The organism is Aquimarina sp. AWH4_224, from assembly GCF_056160245.1.
The window spans coordinates 24,066-40,205 of sequence record NZ_JBSWWU010000012.1; the positions used below are offsets into that span (position 1 = coordinate 24,066).

24 protein-coding genes are annotated in these 16,140 nt (G+C 36.5%); all 24 read right to left on the reverse strand.

Translation table 11 applies throughout. The annotated features are described in order from the left end of the window. Nucleotides 1-503: 503 nt before the first annotated feature. The 24 genes from ACXAGJ_RS20450 to ACXAGJ_RS20565 all read right to left on the reverse strand — a co-directional run bounded on the left by ACXAGJ_RS20450 (nt 504) and on the right by ACXAGJ_RS20565 (nt 16,140). Nucleotides 504-1,076 (reverse strand): hypothetical protein, encoded by a 573-nt coding sequence (locus tag ACXAGJ_RS20450; protein WP_474842458.1) that lies wholly within the window; start codon nt 1,074-1,076, stop codon nt 504-506. Between the two features lie 67 nt (nt 1,077-1,143). Then, nucleotides 1,144-1,623, reverse strand: coding sequence for a hypothetical protein (locus ACXAGJ_RS20455; protein ID WP_474842460.1), 480 nt, complete (start codon nt 1,621-1,623; stop codon nt 1,144-1,146). Between the two features lie 12 nt (nt 1,624-1,635). Beyond that, nucleotides 1,636-2,127 carry a D-Ala-D-Ala carboxypeptidase family metallohydrolase gene (locus tag ACXAGJ_RS20460; protein WP_474842462.1) on the reverse strand — a complete coding sequence of 164 codons (492 nt, stop codon included), beginning with the start codon at nt 2,125-2,127 and terminating at the stop codon, nt 1,636-1,638. A gap of 129 nt (nt 2,128-2,256) precedes the next feature. Then, entirely contained in the window at nt 2,257-2,613 is a 357-nt protein-coding gene (locus ACXAGJ_RS20465; RefSeq protein ID WP_474842463.1) for a hypothetical protein, read from the reverse strand. Next, nucleotides 2,610-4,310, reverse strand: a complete 1,701-nt coding sequence (gene ltrA, locus ACXAGJ_RS20470) for a group II intron reverse transcriptase/maturase (RefSeq protein WP_474842464.1) — start codon at nt 4,308-4,310, stop codon at nt 2,610-2,612. The genes ACXAGJ_RS20465 and ltrA overlap by 4 nt, the downstream gene beginning before the upstream one ends. Before the next feature lie 659 nt (nt 4,311-4,969). Continuing rightward, nucleotides 4,970-5,602 carry a glycoside hydrolase family 73 protein gene (locus ACXAGJ_RS20475; protein ID WP_474842466.1) on the reverse strand — a complete coding sequence of 211 codons (633 nt, stop codon included), beginning with the start codon at nt 5,600-5,602 and terminating at the stop codon, nt 4,970-4,972. A gap of 17 nt (nt 5,603-5,619) precedes the next feature. Beyond that, a complete protein-coding gene (locus ACXAGJ_RS20480; protein WP_474842468.1) occupies nt 5,620-6,405 on the reverse strand; it encodes a hypothetical protein in 786 nt (261 codons plus the stop codon). Nucleotides 6,406-6,743: 338 nt separating this feature from the next. Further along, a complete protein-coding gene (locus ACXAGJ_RS20485) occupies nt 6,744-7,097 on the reverse strand; it encodes a hypothetical protein (protein WP_474842469.1) in 354 nt (117 codons plus the stop codon). Then, nucleotides 7,094-7,438 carry a hypothetical protein gene (locus ACXAGJ_RS20490; RefSeq protein WP_474842471.1) on the reverse strand — a complete coding sequence of 115 codons (345 nt, stop codon included), beginning with the start codon at nt 7,436-7,438 and terminating at the stop codon, nt 7,094-7,096. Before ACXAGJ_RS20490 ends, ACXAGJ_RS20485 begins: the two co-directional genes overlap by 4 nt. Nucleotides 7,439-7,442: 4 nt before the next feature. After that, on the reverse strand, nt 7,443-7,685 hold the full coding sequence (locus tag ACXAGJ_RS20495) for a hypothetical protein (RefSeq protein ID WP_474842473.1): 243 nt from the start codon (nt 7,683-7,685) through the stop codon (nt 7,443-7,445). A gap of 5 nt (nt 7,686-7,690) precedes the next feature. Further along, nucleotides 7,691-8,119, reverse strand: a complete 429-nt coding sequence (locus ACXAGJ_RS20500; protein ID WP_474842475.1) for a hypothetical protein — start codon at nt 8,117-8,119, stop codon at nt 7,691-7,693. Then, complete coding sequence (locus tag ACXAGJ_RS20505) at nt 8,116-8,646, reverse strand: peptidoglycan-binding domain-containing protein (RefSeq protein WP_474842477.1); 531 nt, start codon at nt 8,644-8,646, stop codon at nt 8,116-8,118. Before ACXAGJ_RS20505 ends, ACXAGJ_RS20500 begins: the two co-directional genes overlap by 4 nt. 24 nt (nt 8,647-8,670) lie before the next feature. Then, on the reverse strand, nt 8,671-9,207 hold the full coding sequence (locus tag ACXAGJ_RS20510) for a hypothetical protein (RefSeq protein ID WP_474842479.1): 537 nt from the start codon (nt 9,205-9,207) through the stop codon (nt 8,671-8,673). Between the two features lie 10 nt (nt 9,208-9,217). Further along, a complete protein-coding gene (locus tag ACXAGJ_RS20515) occupies nt 9,218-9,712 on the reverse strand; it encodes a hypothetical protein (RefSeq protein ID WP_474842481.1) in 495 nt (164 codons plus the stop codon). After that, complete coding sequence (locus ACXAGJ_RS20520) at nt 9,709-10,167, reverse strand: hypothetical protein (protein WP_474842483.1); 459 nt, start codon at nt 10,165-10,167, stop codon at nt 9,709-9,711. Before ACXAGJ_RS20520 ends, ACXAGJ_RS20515 begins: the two co-directional genes overlap by 4 nt. A 10-nt stretch (nt 10,168-10,177) precedes the next feature. Next, entirely contained in the window at nt 10,178-10,366 is a 189-nt protein-coding gene (locus ACXAGJ_RS20525) for a hypothetical protein (RefSeq protein WP_474842485.1), read from the reverse strand. After that, nucleotides 10,363-10,872, reverse strand: a complete 510-nt coding sequence (locus ACXAGJ_RS20530; protein WP_474842487.1) for an N-acetylmuramoyl-L-alanine amidase — start codon at nt 10,870-10,872, stop codon at nt 10,363-10,365. Before ACXAGJ_RS20530 ends, ACXAGJ_RS20525 begins: the two co-directional genes overlap by 4 nt. Nucleotides 10,873-10,906: 34 nt before the next feature. Then, the gene (locus ACXAGJ_RS20535) at nt 10,907-11,365 is read right to left on the reverse strand and encodes a TIGR02594 family protein (protein WP_474842488.1); all 459 of its coding nucleotides are present in this window, start codon (nt 11,363-11,365) and stop codon (nt 10,907-10,909) included. A 14-nt stretch (nt 11,366-11,379) separates the two neighbouring features. Beyond that, entirely contained in the window at nt 11,380-13,098 is a 1,719-nt protein-coding gene (locus ACXAGJ_RS20540; RefSeq protein WP_474842490.1) for a YncE family protein, read from the reverse strand. Next, nucleotides 13,095-13,850: a hypothetical protein gene (locus tag ACXAGJ_RS20545; protein WP_474842492.1), complete on the reverse strand. Its 756-nt coding sequence runs from the start codon at nt 13,848-13,850 to the stop codon at nt 13,095-13,097. The genes ACXAGJ_RS20540 and ACXAGJ_RS20545 overlap by 4 nt, the downstream gene beginning before the upstream one ends. A 20-nt stretch (nt 13,851-13,870) precedes the next feature. Next, nucleotides 13,871-14,332, reverse strand: coding sequence for a hypothetical protein (locus ACXAGJ_RS20550; RefSeq protein WP_474842494.1), 462 nt, complete (start codon nt 14,330-14,332; stop codon nt 13,871-13,873). 16 nt (nt 14,333-14,348) lie between these two features. Then, the gene (locus ACXAGJ_RS20555; protein ID WP_474842496.1) at nt 14,349-14,576 is read right to left on the reverse strand and encodes a hypothetical protein; all 228 of its coding nucleotides are present in this window, start codon (nt 14,574-14,576) and stop codon (nt 14,349-14,351) included. Next, complete coding sequence (locus ACXAGJ_RS20560) at nt 14,560-15,375, reverse strand: hypothetical protein (protein WP_474842497.1); 816 nt, start codon at nt 15,373-15,375, stop codon at nt 14,560-14,562. Before ACXAGJ_RS20560 ends, ACXAGJ_RS20555 begins: the two co-directional genes overlap by 17 nt. A 24-nt stretch (nt 15,376-15,399) precedes the next feature. Next, nucleotides 15,400-16,140, reverse strand: coding sequence for a hypothetical protein (locus ACXAGJ_RS20565; protein ID WP_474842499.1), 741 nt, complete (start codon nt 16,138-16,140; stop codon nt 15,400-15,402).

The window sequence follows — 16,140 nt, forward strand, 5'->3', positions numbered from 1 at the left end:
ACACACTTAGGATTTATGGCAAAACCGTAATCGTATTGTATATTTGAGTATAGAATTAGATAATATAGAATTGTTCATATATCGCCCGTCAAAATACGATTACTTTTACCCCCAAAATTACCCTGAATTTAACTTAACAAAAACCTCTTTTCAATAAAGGAGGTTTTTTTATTGATTGAATTTCTAAGTAAAATCATCTTACTGAAGGTATTTAACAATCTCACTGAACGCAAGTTTTCAATGGATACGAATTAATAGCTTTGTCTAGTGCGAATCACTTACTATTGGATGTTTTTTTATCTTCTTTTCTATTTGTTCTTCATCTATTTAATTCTAGTGTGTATGATCTGACCCACCCCATGCTTGAGTAATAAAAACAGCTATTAAGAGGAAATAAAGCTCAACATTATGAAATCTCATTCACGCGAATTTGTATCCATAATATCAAGAAATATAAAAGCTTGTAAAATATTACAGTTTTTTATTAATGAAGTCTTAAATTGCTAAATACGAAGCCATTTTAATGTTCTGTAATAAGTACTTTTCGAAAACCCAAACTCCTTGCAAATTCCATCGATTCCTAATTCAGGTTGCTTCTCAAAGTATTTCTTTATTTCTAAAGACTTTTGTATGGATTCTAATTTAGGTCTTGGCATTTTGCCCACTTTCGGTTTAGGAAGCGGCTTTTGATTTTTCAATGTCCTTAAATCAAATACTGCATCTTCTTCTTCAAGTAAGGTGAATCCTTGTTTATTTTGTAAAATTCGGAAAGGCAAAGAGATTATTGTTCCTCTTTTTAATTCCTGCAGATAGGTATAACTAAAAATCCGGATATCGTATTTCTTAAAATCCTCTACCAATGCTTTCCCACCAATCAAAGCTAAGATCGTAGATTTGTCATTGTTCATAAAATCACTAGCGATTATACTTTTTACGATACTAGAAATCGAGTTTAATTTTTGGTCTTGATCTTGCCAGTTTTTATTGACCAAAAAATCCGCCAGATCTTGGATTTCAGATTCCGTAGCCAAGCGTAGTTCGAAGTTATAATGTTTTTGTAAGCTCTTGTTCATCATTAGTTTTTTGTGCAACTAAATATCCAAATTATATTAAGCGTATACAAATTGAATGTATAAATTTATATTAACCCTGCTCTTGCGCTATTTTATAAAACTGTAACCTAATTACTACCCTTAAGGTTTTCTTTATGCCTATTATTCTAAAATTCTCTAGGTTTTCCCTACCAATAATGTTAAGAATTTCAAGGTTACCGAGTCCAAAACCAGATCTTAAACCAGGACTGAATGCATTCTCTTTATACCTTGCCACTACAATACCTTTTGATTTGAAGCAAGTTTTGTTTTGCGTAAAAAAACTATTAGAAATAGCTCTTTCTTCTATCTCTAAAATCATCTTTGCAGAAACAGCTTCCTCTGGAACATCTAGTGATACAACCTTGCCAAATGGAAGTGGGACATCTTTATATCCTTTTTTACATTGTTCTATTGGAACAAGTCCAACCTCCTCAGCACTTATTAAAATTAGCTCCTCCAAATAATTTAGTATGGTAGCAGTATTCCTCCTATTTGGATATACTTGTTTTTGTATTCGATCTCTTAACATAATTATTCTTTTTTAAACAAAAGGATTAATCGGTGGCTTTGTTCCTGAAGGATATCCCCAAGCTACATATTGCCTTTTAGAAGTATCGTTATCTAAATGAACAAAAGTTCTACCTACTCCAATTCGCTTGAACCCAACTAATTTTGCAGCTACTACAATCTTATTTCTAATAGCAGTTGTAGGTGTTTTAATGTCAGCAGCTTTGCAGGTAGGTATTTTATGCGAGGAATTTGATACTCCTCCAACTTTTGTGTTCCAGTAAGGTGATCTTGCTCCAGAATTTATCATATCAAAAATGGGTAGTCTGGTTACTTTTGCCAGTTTTTGAAGCATTTTGATAAACTCCTTATCCATACATCTACCAGATCCAGGAATATCAGGACTATCAAATTTAGATAGATCGACCTTTTCTTTCCTTGCCAATTTTCTAACTACTATAACTGTAGAAATAACGAGAAAAGCTCCACCTACTGCCCACCATATTTTATTGTCATTCCTAGCCAATACATTTGCATTGTTTCTTCTCTTTCATCTTTTTATTGCGATCACGAATAGCTACAAACTTTAATGCTATGCTTACTACCAAAAAAGTTCCAAAAAGCACATTCAATGTCATATTTCCTTTATCAATTTTCATTTCTTCTGTTGGTATTTCTTCAACTTATGTTCAAGCTCCTCGATATAGACTTCAAGATCATTAATACGCTCACGTTGTTTAATGATGGTAGCTCTCATTTCTTTATTGTTTTTCTCTAAATCCTGAATGCGTTCTTCCATTTTATCGCTCCAAGCAATCCAATTTCCTATTACTTTCTCATTAGCTTCAACATTCAGGTTTCGTAATTCTGCATTTTTCAATTTCTTTTGTAAACGAAAGTGTAATAATGCTTCAATAGCGTCGGGTAACCGAGGTGGGTTACCCCACCTAAGTCCCCTAAGAACCGTACGTGCGACTTTCACCGCATACGGCTCAAGCATCTTTAATGTCATTTTCGTTTGTAATGACACGGCTTAACAACCTTAATATTCAAGCTATGGACTTGTCTGTGACAGTCTGGATGCAATAAAACCAGATTGTCAAACTTATATGCTCCACCTAATAACCTTGGTTCAATATGGTGTGTATGCCATTTGGTTTCTTTAGTTATTATCGTATTGCATACAGGGCAAATCCCTTTTTGACTTTTCCATAGGCGTGTAAGCAGATTATATCCTTTCAGTGAACTTTGCATTGTTCGATCAATACGCTTTTCAAAATAGGTTTCCCATTTTGGATCATAAGGATTTGCTCCTCTTTTGATCATTACGTGTCTCTCGATTTTGGTATAATCCATTCTGAACAACTGCTTTAATTTGCCATCCAATTCTCCTGCAAATACCCACTTACGATTACCTATCGTTTTAAAGTACTTACATTTTATCCATCTTTTTCCTTTCTTTGGATGTCTTCGTACTGACCATTTCCATAGTGTTATAAAAATATCGTGATCAATACGAGAAAACACTTTGTAAGCTACCATATGTTTATGGTAATTTGCCCAACCTCTGATCACAGGATTCAACCTATTGATGAGATTGGCTGTTTTCATAGTTTTATTAGTTTTAATAATATTCCGGATTTTCTTTTTGATGACTTTAATACTTGATTTAGAAGGTTTAATGATTAACCTCCCTTTGTATTTGCGTACATTCTGTCCTAGAAAATCAAAGCCTTGATCTAAATGGGTAATTTTGGTTTTCTCTTTTGATAGTTCCAATCCACGTTCACTAAGAAACTTTTCAATAACTGGTTGAACTTTTTCTCTAAGTAATTGTGGGTTTACTCCTGTTACTACAAAATCATCTGCATACCTGATAAAGTTAACTTTCACCTCCGTTCCTCTTTTCTTTCCACTTTTATCATAAGTTATACCAACAGCTTTGTAGATTTTAGACTCAAGACCGTCCAACACCATATTAGCTAATACAGGTGAAATTATACCTCCCTGCGGAGTTCCTTTTACAGTAGGGAATAGATTTTTATTTTCTATTACCCCTGCCTTTAACCATTGTTTCAACATACGTTTATCCAATGGAATATTTTGTAATATCCAGTTGTGACTTATGTTATCGAAACACCCTTTTATGTCTCCCTCCAATACCCATTGTGCAGTATCTTTTCTTGCCATTACATTAAAAATCATTTGTATGGCATCTGCACAACTTCGATATGGACGAAAGCCATAAGAGTAGTAATCCGCTGTAGTTTCCGAAATGGGGTCTAAGGCTAGTAAGTATAATGCTTGCATAGCCCTATCCTTTATTGTTGGAATCCCTAAGGGGCGTTTTCGACCATTGCTCTTTGGAATATGTACCCTTCGCAATGGGCTTGCCTTATAGTTTTTGCGGTTCAATGATTTAATAGCATTCCATTTACTTTCAGGAGTTTGCCAGACCTTTCCGTCTGTTCCTGCTGTTCGCCTACCCGAATTTTCGGTCACACGTCTCACCGCTATTGCTTTAGCGGAGAATGAATGGGTCAGTATCCATTGTAAAGATTTCGCTTTACGATGTTTACCTTCCTGCCAAGCCTTCACGATACGTCTTTGTAATAACTTCACCTTGCGGTTAGCTTTAGCCCAATCAATATGTTGCCAGCCTTCCGTATAGGTGCCAAACGCATATTCTATAGATTTAGAATTCTTCAATTGCTTTTTAACTTAAAAGTTTCATTACAAATTTCTCGTGATAAAATACCTTGTAGAAGTCTGCAATGCTTTCGCACGGAATAACGTTTAAATTCCTATCCTTATAATTACTATAAGGCATTCGCTTTTTCTACATTCCTTTACCTGCACATTTTTCGGTCTTCCTTGCGGTTGACTTTCCTTTTAAAAGGAAATGTACAGGCTTACCAAGTTCCATCGACTTTACCGAGTAGGTTAGTGTTTGTCTTAGTGCCGAAGGGATTGTGGACTGTGTAATATGATGGAATGCATATTAACCATACCTCTTACTTTTTAGTCTAAGCCTATCAGTACCTTTTGGCTTATCAGCGCTCTCACGACACTTTAATAACAATTCACATACGTTACACATACTACTCATTCCTAGCGCCCACTCCTTTTGGTACTAAGGAGAATGAAATAGTTTCACAACATTTCTAAGGCTACATTGTTCCCTGAGCTTCACACCAAATCGTTGCCAATAAAGCGTGTCAGGGTAGGAAACTTATGACAGCACATAAGGTTAAGATGGCTTTAATAGTAAAAGCCACTTAACAGTAAAATCAACGACTTCTTGTCGCACCTTCCAGAAAGCCGAAGCTCCTATGACTACACCAGCTAATTTTAAATATTCCATATATCTATGATTTCGTATTACTTTTTAAGACTGCAACTATGATTACAATGACACTTATCCCCATAATGGCCATTGGAATGATATTGTCCTTTTCTTTTTTATTTAATTTCTTCAGAACCACAATCTGCTCGATCTCCTTCATTATCCTTTTTACCTTACTGGCGTAGTTAGGATCTGTAGCATACCCCGCTTTTGCCACTTCATCTGCAAACCGATAAGGATCTTTTCTATGTTGTATTGCGTATCGGTATCTTCTATTTTTAAGAAGTAGCCCTGCCCAATCGATAAATGAAAAGAAAGGACTTGGATACGCACGAAAAACATCTTTTATTCGATACTTCCATTTTCCATTTGGAGTTTGAATTGGGTATCCAGGATAAATAAATGGAAAACTACGTGTCGCCGTGGACGAATATTCTGTCGTTGTTATCAGTTGGCTGTGGCCTTTCCACCCACCGTAGTTTATTCCAGAACCCTTTTTAACTCCAAACATCATATTCCCTTTCGCTGATCTCCCCCATCCTGATTCCAAAGCGCTTTGTGCCAAAGCAAAAAGAACAGGTACACCAGATTTTTCAGATGCTTTCTTGGCATAGGGATAATATCTAACAACGAACTGTTCTTTGATGATTGACATATTGATTATTTTTTGTTCTATGGTGCAGGGGGAACATTAAAAACAGGAATATCAGGGAACTCCAAAGGGGTTTTAGCGACGTATGGTGGAAAGTTTATGGCCACTTCATCTAATGTTGAAGTAAACTCTCCAGTAATATTTAGTACTCCTAACCCACTCAACTGACAAAAAAAGAAGTTTCCTTCATTTGATTGTGTTGTCCAAGCTATTACTCCACCGACATCGAGAGGTACAGGCATTTTTAGAACGGTTCCTCCACTTCCTGTGCCACCTAACTGTCCAGCTCCACCAACTCTACGTAAGCGAAGATTTTGTGGTATTATCAAATTTCCATTGACAACTGAATATTTATTCTTATTGTTGACATAAAACACTTCGTCAGAATTAATATTTTCATCAAGGACTGATAATACTTGTAATCGATTTTCGCTAATCCCACTAGGTAATGAAATACCTGTAAGCACTTGGAAACAAGCCCCATCAAACACTAACTTATATACAAGATCAGTTTTCAAATCTCCCGTTGCTAATGGAACTAAAGATTGACCATCAAACTTTTTTAATGGTACAGCTCCTTGCTTATCTATATTCAAAGTAGAAGCATCTGTATTTGAATTATGAAAGCGTAGCTCTATAGGCAACCCTGCTTCATATTCTTTTGTTAATGGTGGGTCTAATGATAGTTGGTATACGTTTTCATCTGCTCCTGTAGTTACCCCATATCCTCCTAAACTATTTTCAAGAGGTAAATTTTCTTCACCCCTTACATCTTCTATTCTAAAATCTGATTGATATCCTCCCATTTCTTACTTATTTACTAATTACTAATGTTCCAAGTGCCACTAGGCTAATTCCCAAGAGAGTTTTATGTAGCTTACTTCTTTTGAGCTTCTTTTCTTTTCGTTTTAGAGTATCTTCCAATAGCCTAATCGTTTGATCATTATTGCTTGTCATTAATGCGTAATTATCTAGTTGATCTGATTGAAAAGAGATAATACTATCCTTTTTTCGAGCTACTAGCTCAAACCTTTTAATATTCAAGGACAAACTATTTACCAGAGAATCATTATACTTTCCAAGCTCCAAAAGCTTGGCTATCTCGCGGGATTGCTCAATCGTGAAACAAAAGTGCGGTAACTTGTTAATTTCCCTTATTTTGGGTGTCAAATCCTGCGAAATACTGATAAAGCTCGTCATCAGTAAAATCATCAATAGCATTAACCTGTTCATACTTCATTTGCTTTAACTTTTCTATTACTAGCTGATCTGTATCGATCAATCCCGTAAGGCTGTCCGTGATCGTTTCCAATATCTCTATTTTACTATCCAACAAATCATTCGTTTGTTGAAGTGAAATATTTTCACGCTTCAATTCTTCTATCTCTATCTTCTGTATCTGATCGATTACCGAATCCTCTGCAGGAATGATCCAAAAGAGAACAAATACTACCCCTATGATTGCAATAAGAGGTAGTATCCACTTATAATGTTTCATAAAAGATCATCTTTAGGGGGTTCAACTCCTTTTTTGGGAAAGAACTTTTCAAAAGCGAACTCAAATAAAAACTTATGAAAGGCTGTCGCAAAAATGAAGGATACGGGAATCCATAATAACTGTGATAGCTCACAATCTCTTACAAAAAAGTAGATGATACCATATACCAGCCCTATGATCGCTACCTGGTATTTCGTTTTAAGTTTAATATCAGTTCCATTGCCTATAAACTCAGGAATACCATAATATTTTAGTGCTTGAGTGATAAGTATAAAAGAGAAGATATACACCCAATCAAGTGCATGTAAGAACTCTGTGTATTTTTCCATTACTATTTCCATAACTTTATGTATTAAGGGTTTGTTTAATATTTACTATTTCTTTTTCTATCGCTGTTAATTGTGTGTTTGGGAATAGATTTTTAACCGTATTAGCTACAACAACAATAGCTACACCCGCTAACAGCATTCCTAAAATGATTTTCAACAAGGTTTGATTCGTCAGGGTAATAGTTACTTCTGTTTTCAATCCTTCCTTGTCTACCAATGCATCCAATAGGCTATTTAGGTTTCTTTTTTTACGTTCCATTCTTCTTAGGCTTTTATGAGTTCGTGAATTGGGATTCCCATTTGATTCTTATCATAAGTTTCTTTATCAACACTATCCGTTTTAAAAATCTTTTGTACCAATCTTTCTGTCTGTTCATCGAACACTTTAGTAATCGTTCCTTTCCAACCATGATTCCTTAACAACCAAATCTGTAAGCGTTCAACCTCTTTTCCTTTACTTCCTTTCGATAACAACCAAGGCTTTTCTTCAGGTTTGGAAGTCACCGAATTATCTTCAGGTATTGTCTTTTTTATTTGCATCGATTTAGGTACTTTTTGGATATCTTCCCTTTCCTTCAATACAGGTTCGTCTTTTTCAGGTTTTTGTTTTTTCCCACTAATCAAATAGACCGCCAAAAGGCTTACACCTATACCTACTCCTGCAATAATCAAATCATTTGTGCGTATTATCATTTTATTGTTTTTATAGCTGTTCGCATTCCATCAATATCTTGTTTACTAAAAGAGGTTTTTTGCAAATGCATCTTAGCTGCTCTATTTGTTTTGTTTCCAAACATTCCGTCAACTCCATCCCTATTTCTTCCGGAACGACCTAAATCAGCTTTGTAGATTTTGTGTAAATAGGATTGTAATACTTTTACGTCCTTATTACAGGTTCCATATTGCAAAGGATAACTACTACTAGTACATCTAAACCTAGTTGGTCTGCTTGAGACCGTTGATCCAATCGATCTAGTTGGTCTTGTTGGTCTGGTTGATGTTCTTCGACTGCCTGTTATAGTCCTAGCTATTTCGCTATCGCTACTATCCATTCCGAGCATAGATATTTCATCCTTTTTCTTCTTTTTCTTGTAATACCAATATCCAGCCCCTGCCAAGACCAGAAAAGCACCTATTCCTATGAATATTTTCTTATTGTTATTTACGCTTGTCTTAACTTTTGGAGTTTTATTGATTTTAGGTGTTACTTTTGTTTTCATCTTCATAATATTATAGTTTATGTTCTAAGCCAACCTGTAGTTAGGTAGCCTTCGTACTGGATCTTTAACAAGTTTTTTCATCTCACTATCACTTAAAAAGTCTTTCAAATATTGATACATATCTTTCTTGTGATTGAAGTAAAATGCTTTGGATAAACTGGCGACTTGTGTTTTATCTTGTAAGCTTCTAAATACTCGTTCTACAGCTTTCTCATCATCATCAAATAAACCTTTAGCATTTTTCAATTCAAGTGCATACTTCCTTGCTGCGGATGCAGACAATTCTTTAATACGTTTCCCACGTAACCACTTTTTTACATCATTGATATAATTCATATTAAATGAGGCGTTCCAATTGGGTTCTACTACGGGTGTGGCTCTACCACCACCTGTTACCACAACCGGCTTTCCTGTATTACCTGCACTTCCAATGTTTCTTAATGTGGAAAATGAATTTTCCTTCTTGCTTTTTCGTTTCTTCACAAAAAAGTATATCCCAACTCCCAATCCAGCTATTCCCGCGCCACCAACCAACCACCACATTGTTTTCGTAATTTTCATTCTTTTGATTTTATAATTTTCTGTATTTCGGCAATCTCTCGATAATCCCTAATACTATTTTGATTTCATCTTTATCGAAGCGATTCTCTAATTGGTCTCTAAGAGAAACCCTATAATCTCTTTGATAGGCTTTAGCGACTTGAGATACTTGCACCTTATCTTTGAGATTTCTAAATACCGCATAAACATTATCCTCTAAATCGCCACCTCTGTACCAAGGACGAAAAGCCTTATGGATTTCATTGGCATATCTGGTCGCGGTAGATCCTTTTAAAACAACTATACTGGCAGCAATAGCATTCATTACTTTATCAGCATAGTTTACATCTAATGCTGCTTCATTTGACAACCCTTTTGTAATCGGGTTCAGCTTCGTGTTAAGTTTCGCCATTAAACTTGTAGCCAACTTATCACGTTTTCTATTTCGCAAAGCAACGTAGGTTGTTCCTATTAATATCAACCCTACTGCTGTTGCTGCTATTTGTAATCCGACTACCTTTTTCATTTATTCAGGAATTTAAACCCAGCTCCAACTGATCTACCCATTGGCGTGAATGCAGCAAGATCTGTGGCATCTGCTTTCTTTGCCGTATTCCATAGTATTAAGGCAATAATTGCCAATAATAAACTCAACGTTATCGGAAGTGCTACGGATGCCACTTTTGAAAGATTCTTCCCTAAACCCATAAAGTTGCTCCCTATTTCGGATGCATCTGCAATGGCTCTTGTAGCTGCACTTGATACATCTATTTTATTCTTTTGTAACCACCTATTGAAATTGCTATTGGTAGTACAACTGGATGACCCGTTAGTTTTCCAAGTGACCAACCAAATTGTCCTAGCGTTATCAGTTCCTAAGTCAGCCTTTAGGCTGTTGAAATAACCTACCCATAGCTCACAAGGATCATTAGATTCTGGTATTATATATGACTTCTTCTGTATGTTGATTTCAATAGGCATACTAGTCGATTTATCTTCTTAAAATGTGATTCGATTGCGATGTAACTTCACGTTTTGACAACCCTAAATCTTCTAAGGTTTCTATAAGCCTTCGCTTTATTTGGGCTTCTTTTCTTTGGGCTTCTTTCCGATCATAATTCTTGTAAATATGTCTCCCAATTAAAAAGCCCACTCCTAATGCTAAGAGGGTGTTTTTCATGCTGCTTCCTTTTTAATTTTCTTAAAAATATTTCGTTCATCCACACCAATTTCCTCTAGCCAAACAGATACGCTAAACGCCGGATTTTCATTTCCTTTTTTGGCAGGAGCTTCGTCTAGTCCCAATACTTGAATTGTTGGGAATTTGAGAATGTAAAATCTAACTATAGCTTCTAAGCTTTTTGTCTGTGCCGTAGTACGGCTATCTTTGGATTTTACTTCTTTTTCTGTTCGTCCACCCACATAGGCAATATGTTTACAAACTCCTAACACTCCTTTCTTTCCTTCTGAAATACCCCATAAGTCAACAGTTGTAGGATTGTCTTCGGATATTAAGGTTTCCAATGATCCGTCAGGCTGAATGAGGTAATCAATACCTGGTCGATTAAAGCCGTAACCTCCTTGTGCTTCATCGGTAGTATGCAATTCAATAATATCGGCCTTTGTTACTGGAATTCCTTCTCCTGACTCTGTACTCTGAATGATTAGATAATCTACTTTCTTCATTTCTTATCGTTTTTAAATGTTCTTTTTTTTCAAACTAAACTGCATCCAATATGGGTTTAAATGTTTTTTTGATAGATCTAAACCCTAGTAGTCTATATGTAGGGTATGGTTTTATACAAACCTGATTGTTTTGATTTCCGCCAAGTACATAGATGTATTTCTTATCTTCACTATAGCCGATAAAAAAACCAACATGACCTTTCCAACTACTTCGCTTTTCCCTCCAGAACACAACTACACTGCCAAGGGCAGGGCTGGATATTTTTTCCCCAACCGCGAGCCAAGATCTTGCATTTAGCTTTTCACTCCGGTGACAACCTGCTTTTAACGCAACAAAATTTGCAAAGGCCGAACACCAAGCTGTTTCATCGGTTGTAACCCATTTATGACCGATTTCTTTGAAATACGTAAGAATTCGGGGATGGTGAGCTTGTCCTTCGATTTCGGTAACACCGTACTCCTGTAATGCTATATCTAATACATTGCTGTTCATACTTTTCTCGTTTTTTAATGATGTACTGCATTTTCCAATATTTTTTCTGTTTCAAATTGTTTATAGTAGGTGAGAATAGTGATGGTTTGCTTCCCTGCAATTTTGAATACCCATCCATTTTTACCGTCTATGATAGCTCCATTCATTTCAAAAACTTCGGCAACGTTTCCGAAATTCTGAGGACTGTTATAACTAGAAAAAGAAATTGGTTTCACCTTAGTTGTACCTGTAACGGTATCTTCTTCGAGCTTTAAAACCCTAAATCTTTCCGTTCCCGATAAAACAAACTTTACATGCTTAACTATGGCAGGGTTAAAGGTGAAGTCTTCTCGTCTTGCCTGATACCCATCATTGATGATTACTTTATTACTTTCCCTACTGTAACTAATGAGATTTATAGCTCCGTTAGTGCTATCTGTACTATAAATCTTATCACTATTTGGATCTATAGCCACCCCTGTGCCTACAGCTCCCAAAAACAAGGTATCAACGACTGTATCCTCACTATCTATAATAGAATAGGAATCATTTCTTCTGTTTCCTACATAGAGTAATTCATTGGTTGGATTGTAAATAATACGATATGGATCAGCTCCTACGAGAATTGAATCTTTTACTGTATTCGTATCGATCTCTATTGGAATAACAGCGTTGTCTTCAGCCGAAACTAAATAGAGAGTATTATTTATAGGGTTATATGCTCCTGTGGTCAAAGTATTACCTACATTTTCGATTGTATTTGTCACCTGATTATTGGCGTCTATTGCCGATATACTATTATCATTTGAATTGATTACGTAGACATTTCCAGTATCAGGGACAACAGTAATATTTCTTGGTGCTTTTCCGACACCAATAGTTTCTATTACATTTCCCGTAATAGTATTAATAACACTAATAGTATCATCTGCGATATTCGCTACATATACATTTGCATTGAACGGATTAAAGATGATACTGATAGGTCTTTTCCCTACTTCAATCTCATTGATAACTTCTAATTGTGTATTAATCACACTTACAGTATCACCTATAATATTCGCCACGTAGACCGTTCCAAAGTTTGGGGAACTAGGTTGGCTATTCACGGTCAGGTCTACGGGCGAAACCCCAAAGGGGCTGCTAGCATCAGCAGTTATAGGTATAAGGGAAACAATTACTCCTTCTTCATTGAGTACAGTAATATTATGAGACAATTGATTGGCGATGTAGGTATATCCATTAAAAGGATTGACAATAATTCCTTGTGGATAGATGCCTGTTCCTAAGTTTGAATTGACAGTTACTGTCCTAAAAACATGATCCGAAACGTCTCCTGGTAATGTCGGACTAAGGGGTGGTTTCTTATTACCTGCCCACAATCGTACTTCCCTTTCTACATCAGAAGTATTGGTAATCGTCAATTGTGTAGTTTCATACCTATTCTGTAACCTTTTGTAAAAAACATCATTATCCAATTTTATAGCACTTCTTGGCAAGTCTTTATAGATTCTTTTTGGTAATCTTCTTGCGTAAGGACGATTCATTCTTGCAAAAGAATCGTATGCATCGGAGTGCATTAGTTCTGGAATTAAGGCATCCTCCTTTTCTTCAGAAGAAATGGAATCTTTCTTTTTGGTATTACCAATTTTTTGCACCTCAGTTTGATCTTCATCGTCATTACGCAATATCCACCAAAGCGCTGCAAGGCCAATCCCTGTTGTTATCAATGCTATTTCGGTACTCTTTTTCATTCTTGCAATGCGTATTGATTGATAAATTGAACAATGTCTTTTGTTCGTCTCACCTGTGTTTCACCAACTAATTCTGGATATTGACTGAAAATTTTGGTTGCTGCATATACCGCTTCTATTTTTGGAAAACCATAGTCCAAGTAGTGCCTAATTCCACATAAATCTGCCGTTTTTTCACTACGGGTGTTTAGAAACCAATGGCATCCCTCGTGGGAAAGGATAGCTATCCGAACAGGAATTGTATACGTTTTGAATAATCGTTGCGAAATTTGCACTCTTGGCATTTTACGATGTATCCTTGCGGGAGTAATCAATTCTTTCCCAAAAGCATCAACGATGCTTGGCAAATACTGAAATAAAAACTCTCCTTTAGGACTGTCATAAAAACCAGCGGGAACGTATCCCGCTTTTTGGGCAAACTGGATCGCAAAATCCATAAATCGTTGTTGCTCTGGCGTACTCCAAATTTTTGGCTCATCCATCATTATAATCTTGAAATCAATGATCTCAATACCTGTATCATCTCCAGTTTTTTTATCATAGATTTCTAATTCCAATTCATCCGGTGAAACTGGCAAAGGAATTTTAATGCTCCTTTTTTGTCCTTTCTCCAAATATGCCTTTCTACGGAAATAATGCGTATTTGGGAACAAAGGGTCATATACTTTAAATCCTACGTGTATTGCCTTTTGCACCTTTATAGTGACAGCAATAGTGAACCGCTTTCTATTGGACGGAATTGGAATGATCATTACCTAACTTTGATTACTATTTAGTTTTTATTCTTTTGAGTTTGATACATCAATAAACCTGCTCCTCCTAGTACCACCACACCCAAGGCAACATATAGTATGGTGTTATCTTTTTTGGGAGTTACGTTTGTAGGTTCACCTCGGAGTCCTACTCTGAAATCTGACGGGGGTTCCTGATTCTGACCAACTGCTAGATCAGGTGTTTGAATAGGTCTTGGTCTGCTAACAATGGTATCAACTGCACCACCAATAGCTGCACCACCACCTAAATCCCTATAGGCTTTCCCTAATTGTGAAAAGAAGTTTCTTCTTCTTTCTCGTCTGGCAATTCGTTTTGGATCGGATCTTCTTTTAGCGCGCCTTGCTTTTCTAGCAGCTCGCCTTTTTGCTCTTTTTTCCTTGTTTCCAAAAAACAAGAATTCGTCATAAACTTCCTCATCTAAGTGATCTGCTAACAACATTTCTGTTTCTCCTGCTATCATTTTTTTAAGTTTTAAATTATGTGATATACATTACGTAAAGTGTAGAATCCATTGGGTCAAATGGTTTTGCATCACTTGGTTTTCCAACAAAGGGATATGATTTTGCATCTCCAGCAGCTAACGGTATTCCATTGACCATTGCTGGAGAATCCCCTATATTTTTTACAGAAGCAAATAACACTCCCAACGGAATTTCACCTGCATCTGTAAATATTTGCTCTACGGTTTCAGCTAGTAAGTCCATTTTCTTCTACTTTTGATTTCATTTTATACATAACAAATCCAGCTACCATTAGCCCAATTACTGCGAGTCCAACGATGTTTTTCATTTTACGCTTGTTACTTTGGACTTGTGGTTTCTGATCTTTTTCTTTATTCTCCATTACTTCCTGATTTGAAACATTTACTTCTTCCGCTACTATGGGCAATTCTTCTTCAATAGGTTGGATTCTTTCTTTTGAAATCCTTTTTGGCATTGGTCTTACCCTGCGTTTACGACTTCCATATCTTCGTTTGTATGGTATGACGATATCCTTTGATACTTTTGGCTTCTTCTTAGGAGCAACAAACACAGGTGGTTTATTACGTTTTGAAGGATCACCTGGCATTATGGGGTTTCCACTCCATTGAGGTTTTCCTATACCTATTTTAGAGATTCCTTTATTTCCTTCTAAGTCTCTATGCATCGGATTACCGAACTTGACAGGTGGCATCCTAAATGGCTTTTTAATTGATCTTGATCGAGATCCCAATGTTCTTCGTACAGGACGGGGACGTCCAATGGGAGTACGATACCTTCTATTCACGATTCGCCTTGGGCGTCCTATAGGACGACTTGCTAAACGTCTTACAGGTCGTGTTCTTCGCCTCCTTCTTCCAATCCCAACGGCACGTAGTATTCTATTTTTAGGATGATTACATATTAGCCTACCTAATCTTCTGCGGTTCTTTTTTTTACGTAACTTATGACGAATCACATGATGTAAAAAAGGATCATATTCAGAAGCCTCAAATTCATCTATATCTATGGGATAATCTATCATATCATTGTACTTTTTGGTGTTAGATTACCTTCCGATGACAGGTTGACCTTGTGTCGGCATATAGGGATAAGTAGGCTTAGAATTAGACTTGGCCATAAAGATGCCTACTACTGCTAAAAGTGCAATTCCACCTCCTGCAATGAGCATAGTATTCGTTTGTTTCTTTCTGGCTGCTGCTGCTTCTTGTTTAGCCTGTTCTTCTCTACGTCTGCGCTCCGCTTCTTCACGCCTTCTTCTTTCTGCTTCTTCTCTCCTCCTTTTTGATTCTGCCATTTTCATAGCCAATAGCTTCTGTTCAAAATCCCTTCGCATTCGAGCAGCTTGGGCATCAGCTCGTCTCCTTGCAGCAGCAGCTTGAGATGCTGCAACGGCAGCAGCATTACCACCACCTCGGCTTCTTCTCCTTCTTTTACCCTTAAATAGCTTACCAACGAGACCTAAACCCACTTTAGCAATCTTTCCCCAAAACTCATCATAGTCGCTATCATCATAGGAATAGAAATTACTGCGTTCTAAGGCAAGCATTTCTTTTCCCTTATATTGGAGATGTTTTACTAGCAATACTTCTAAGTTCTTTTTGAATTCGGGTTGATTGGATTTCAAAAGCTCAACCATCTCGAATATCAATTCTTTTTGGGTTGATTTACCTTTGAAGACAATACCATGCTCTGCTAATAGTACTTCTACAGGTTTGGGTTTGGTAAGAATCAGATGGGTGATTAAATCAATAATCTGATTGTATATTTGTTGTCTTTCACTTTTCAT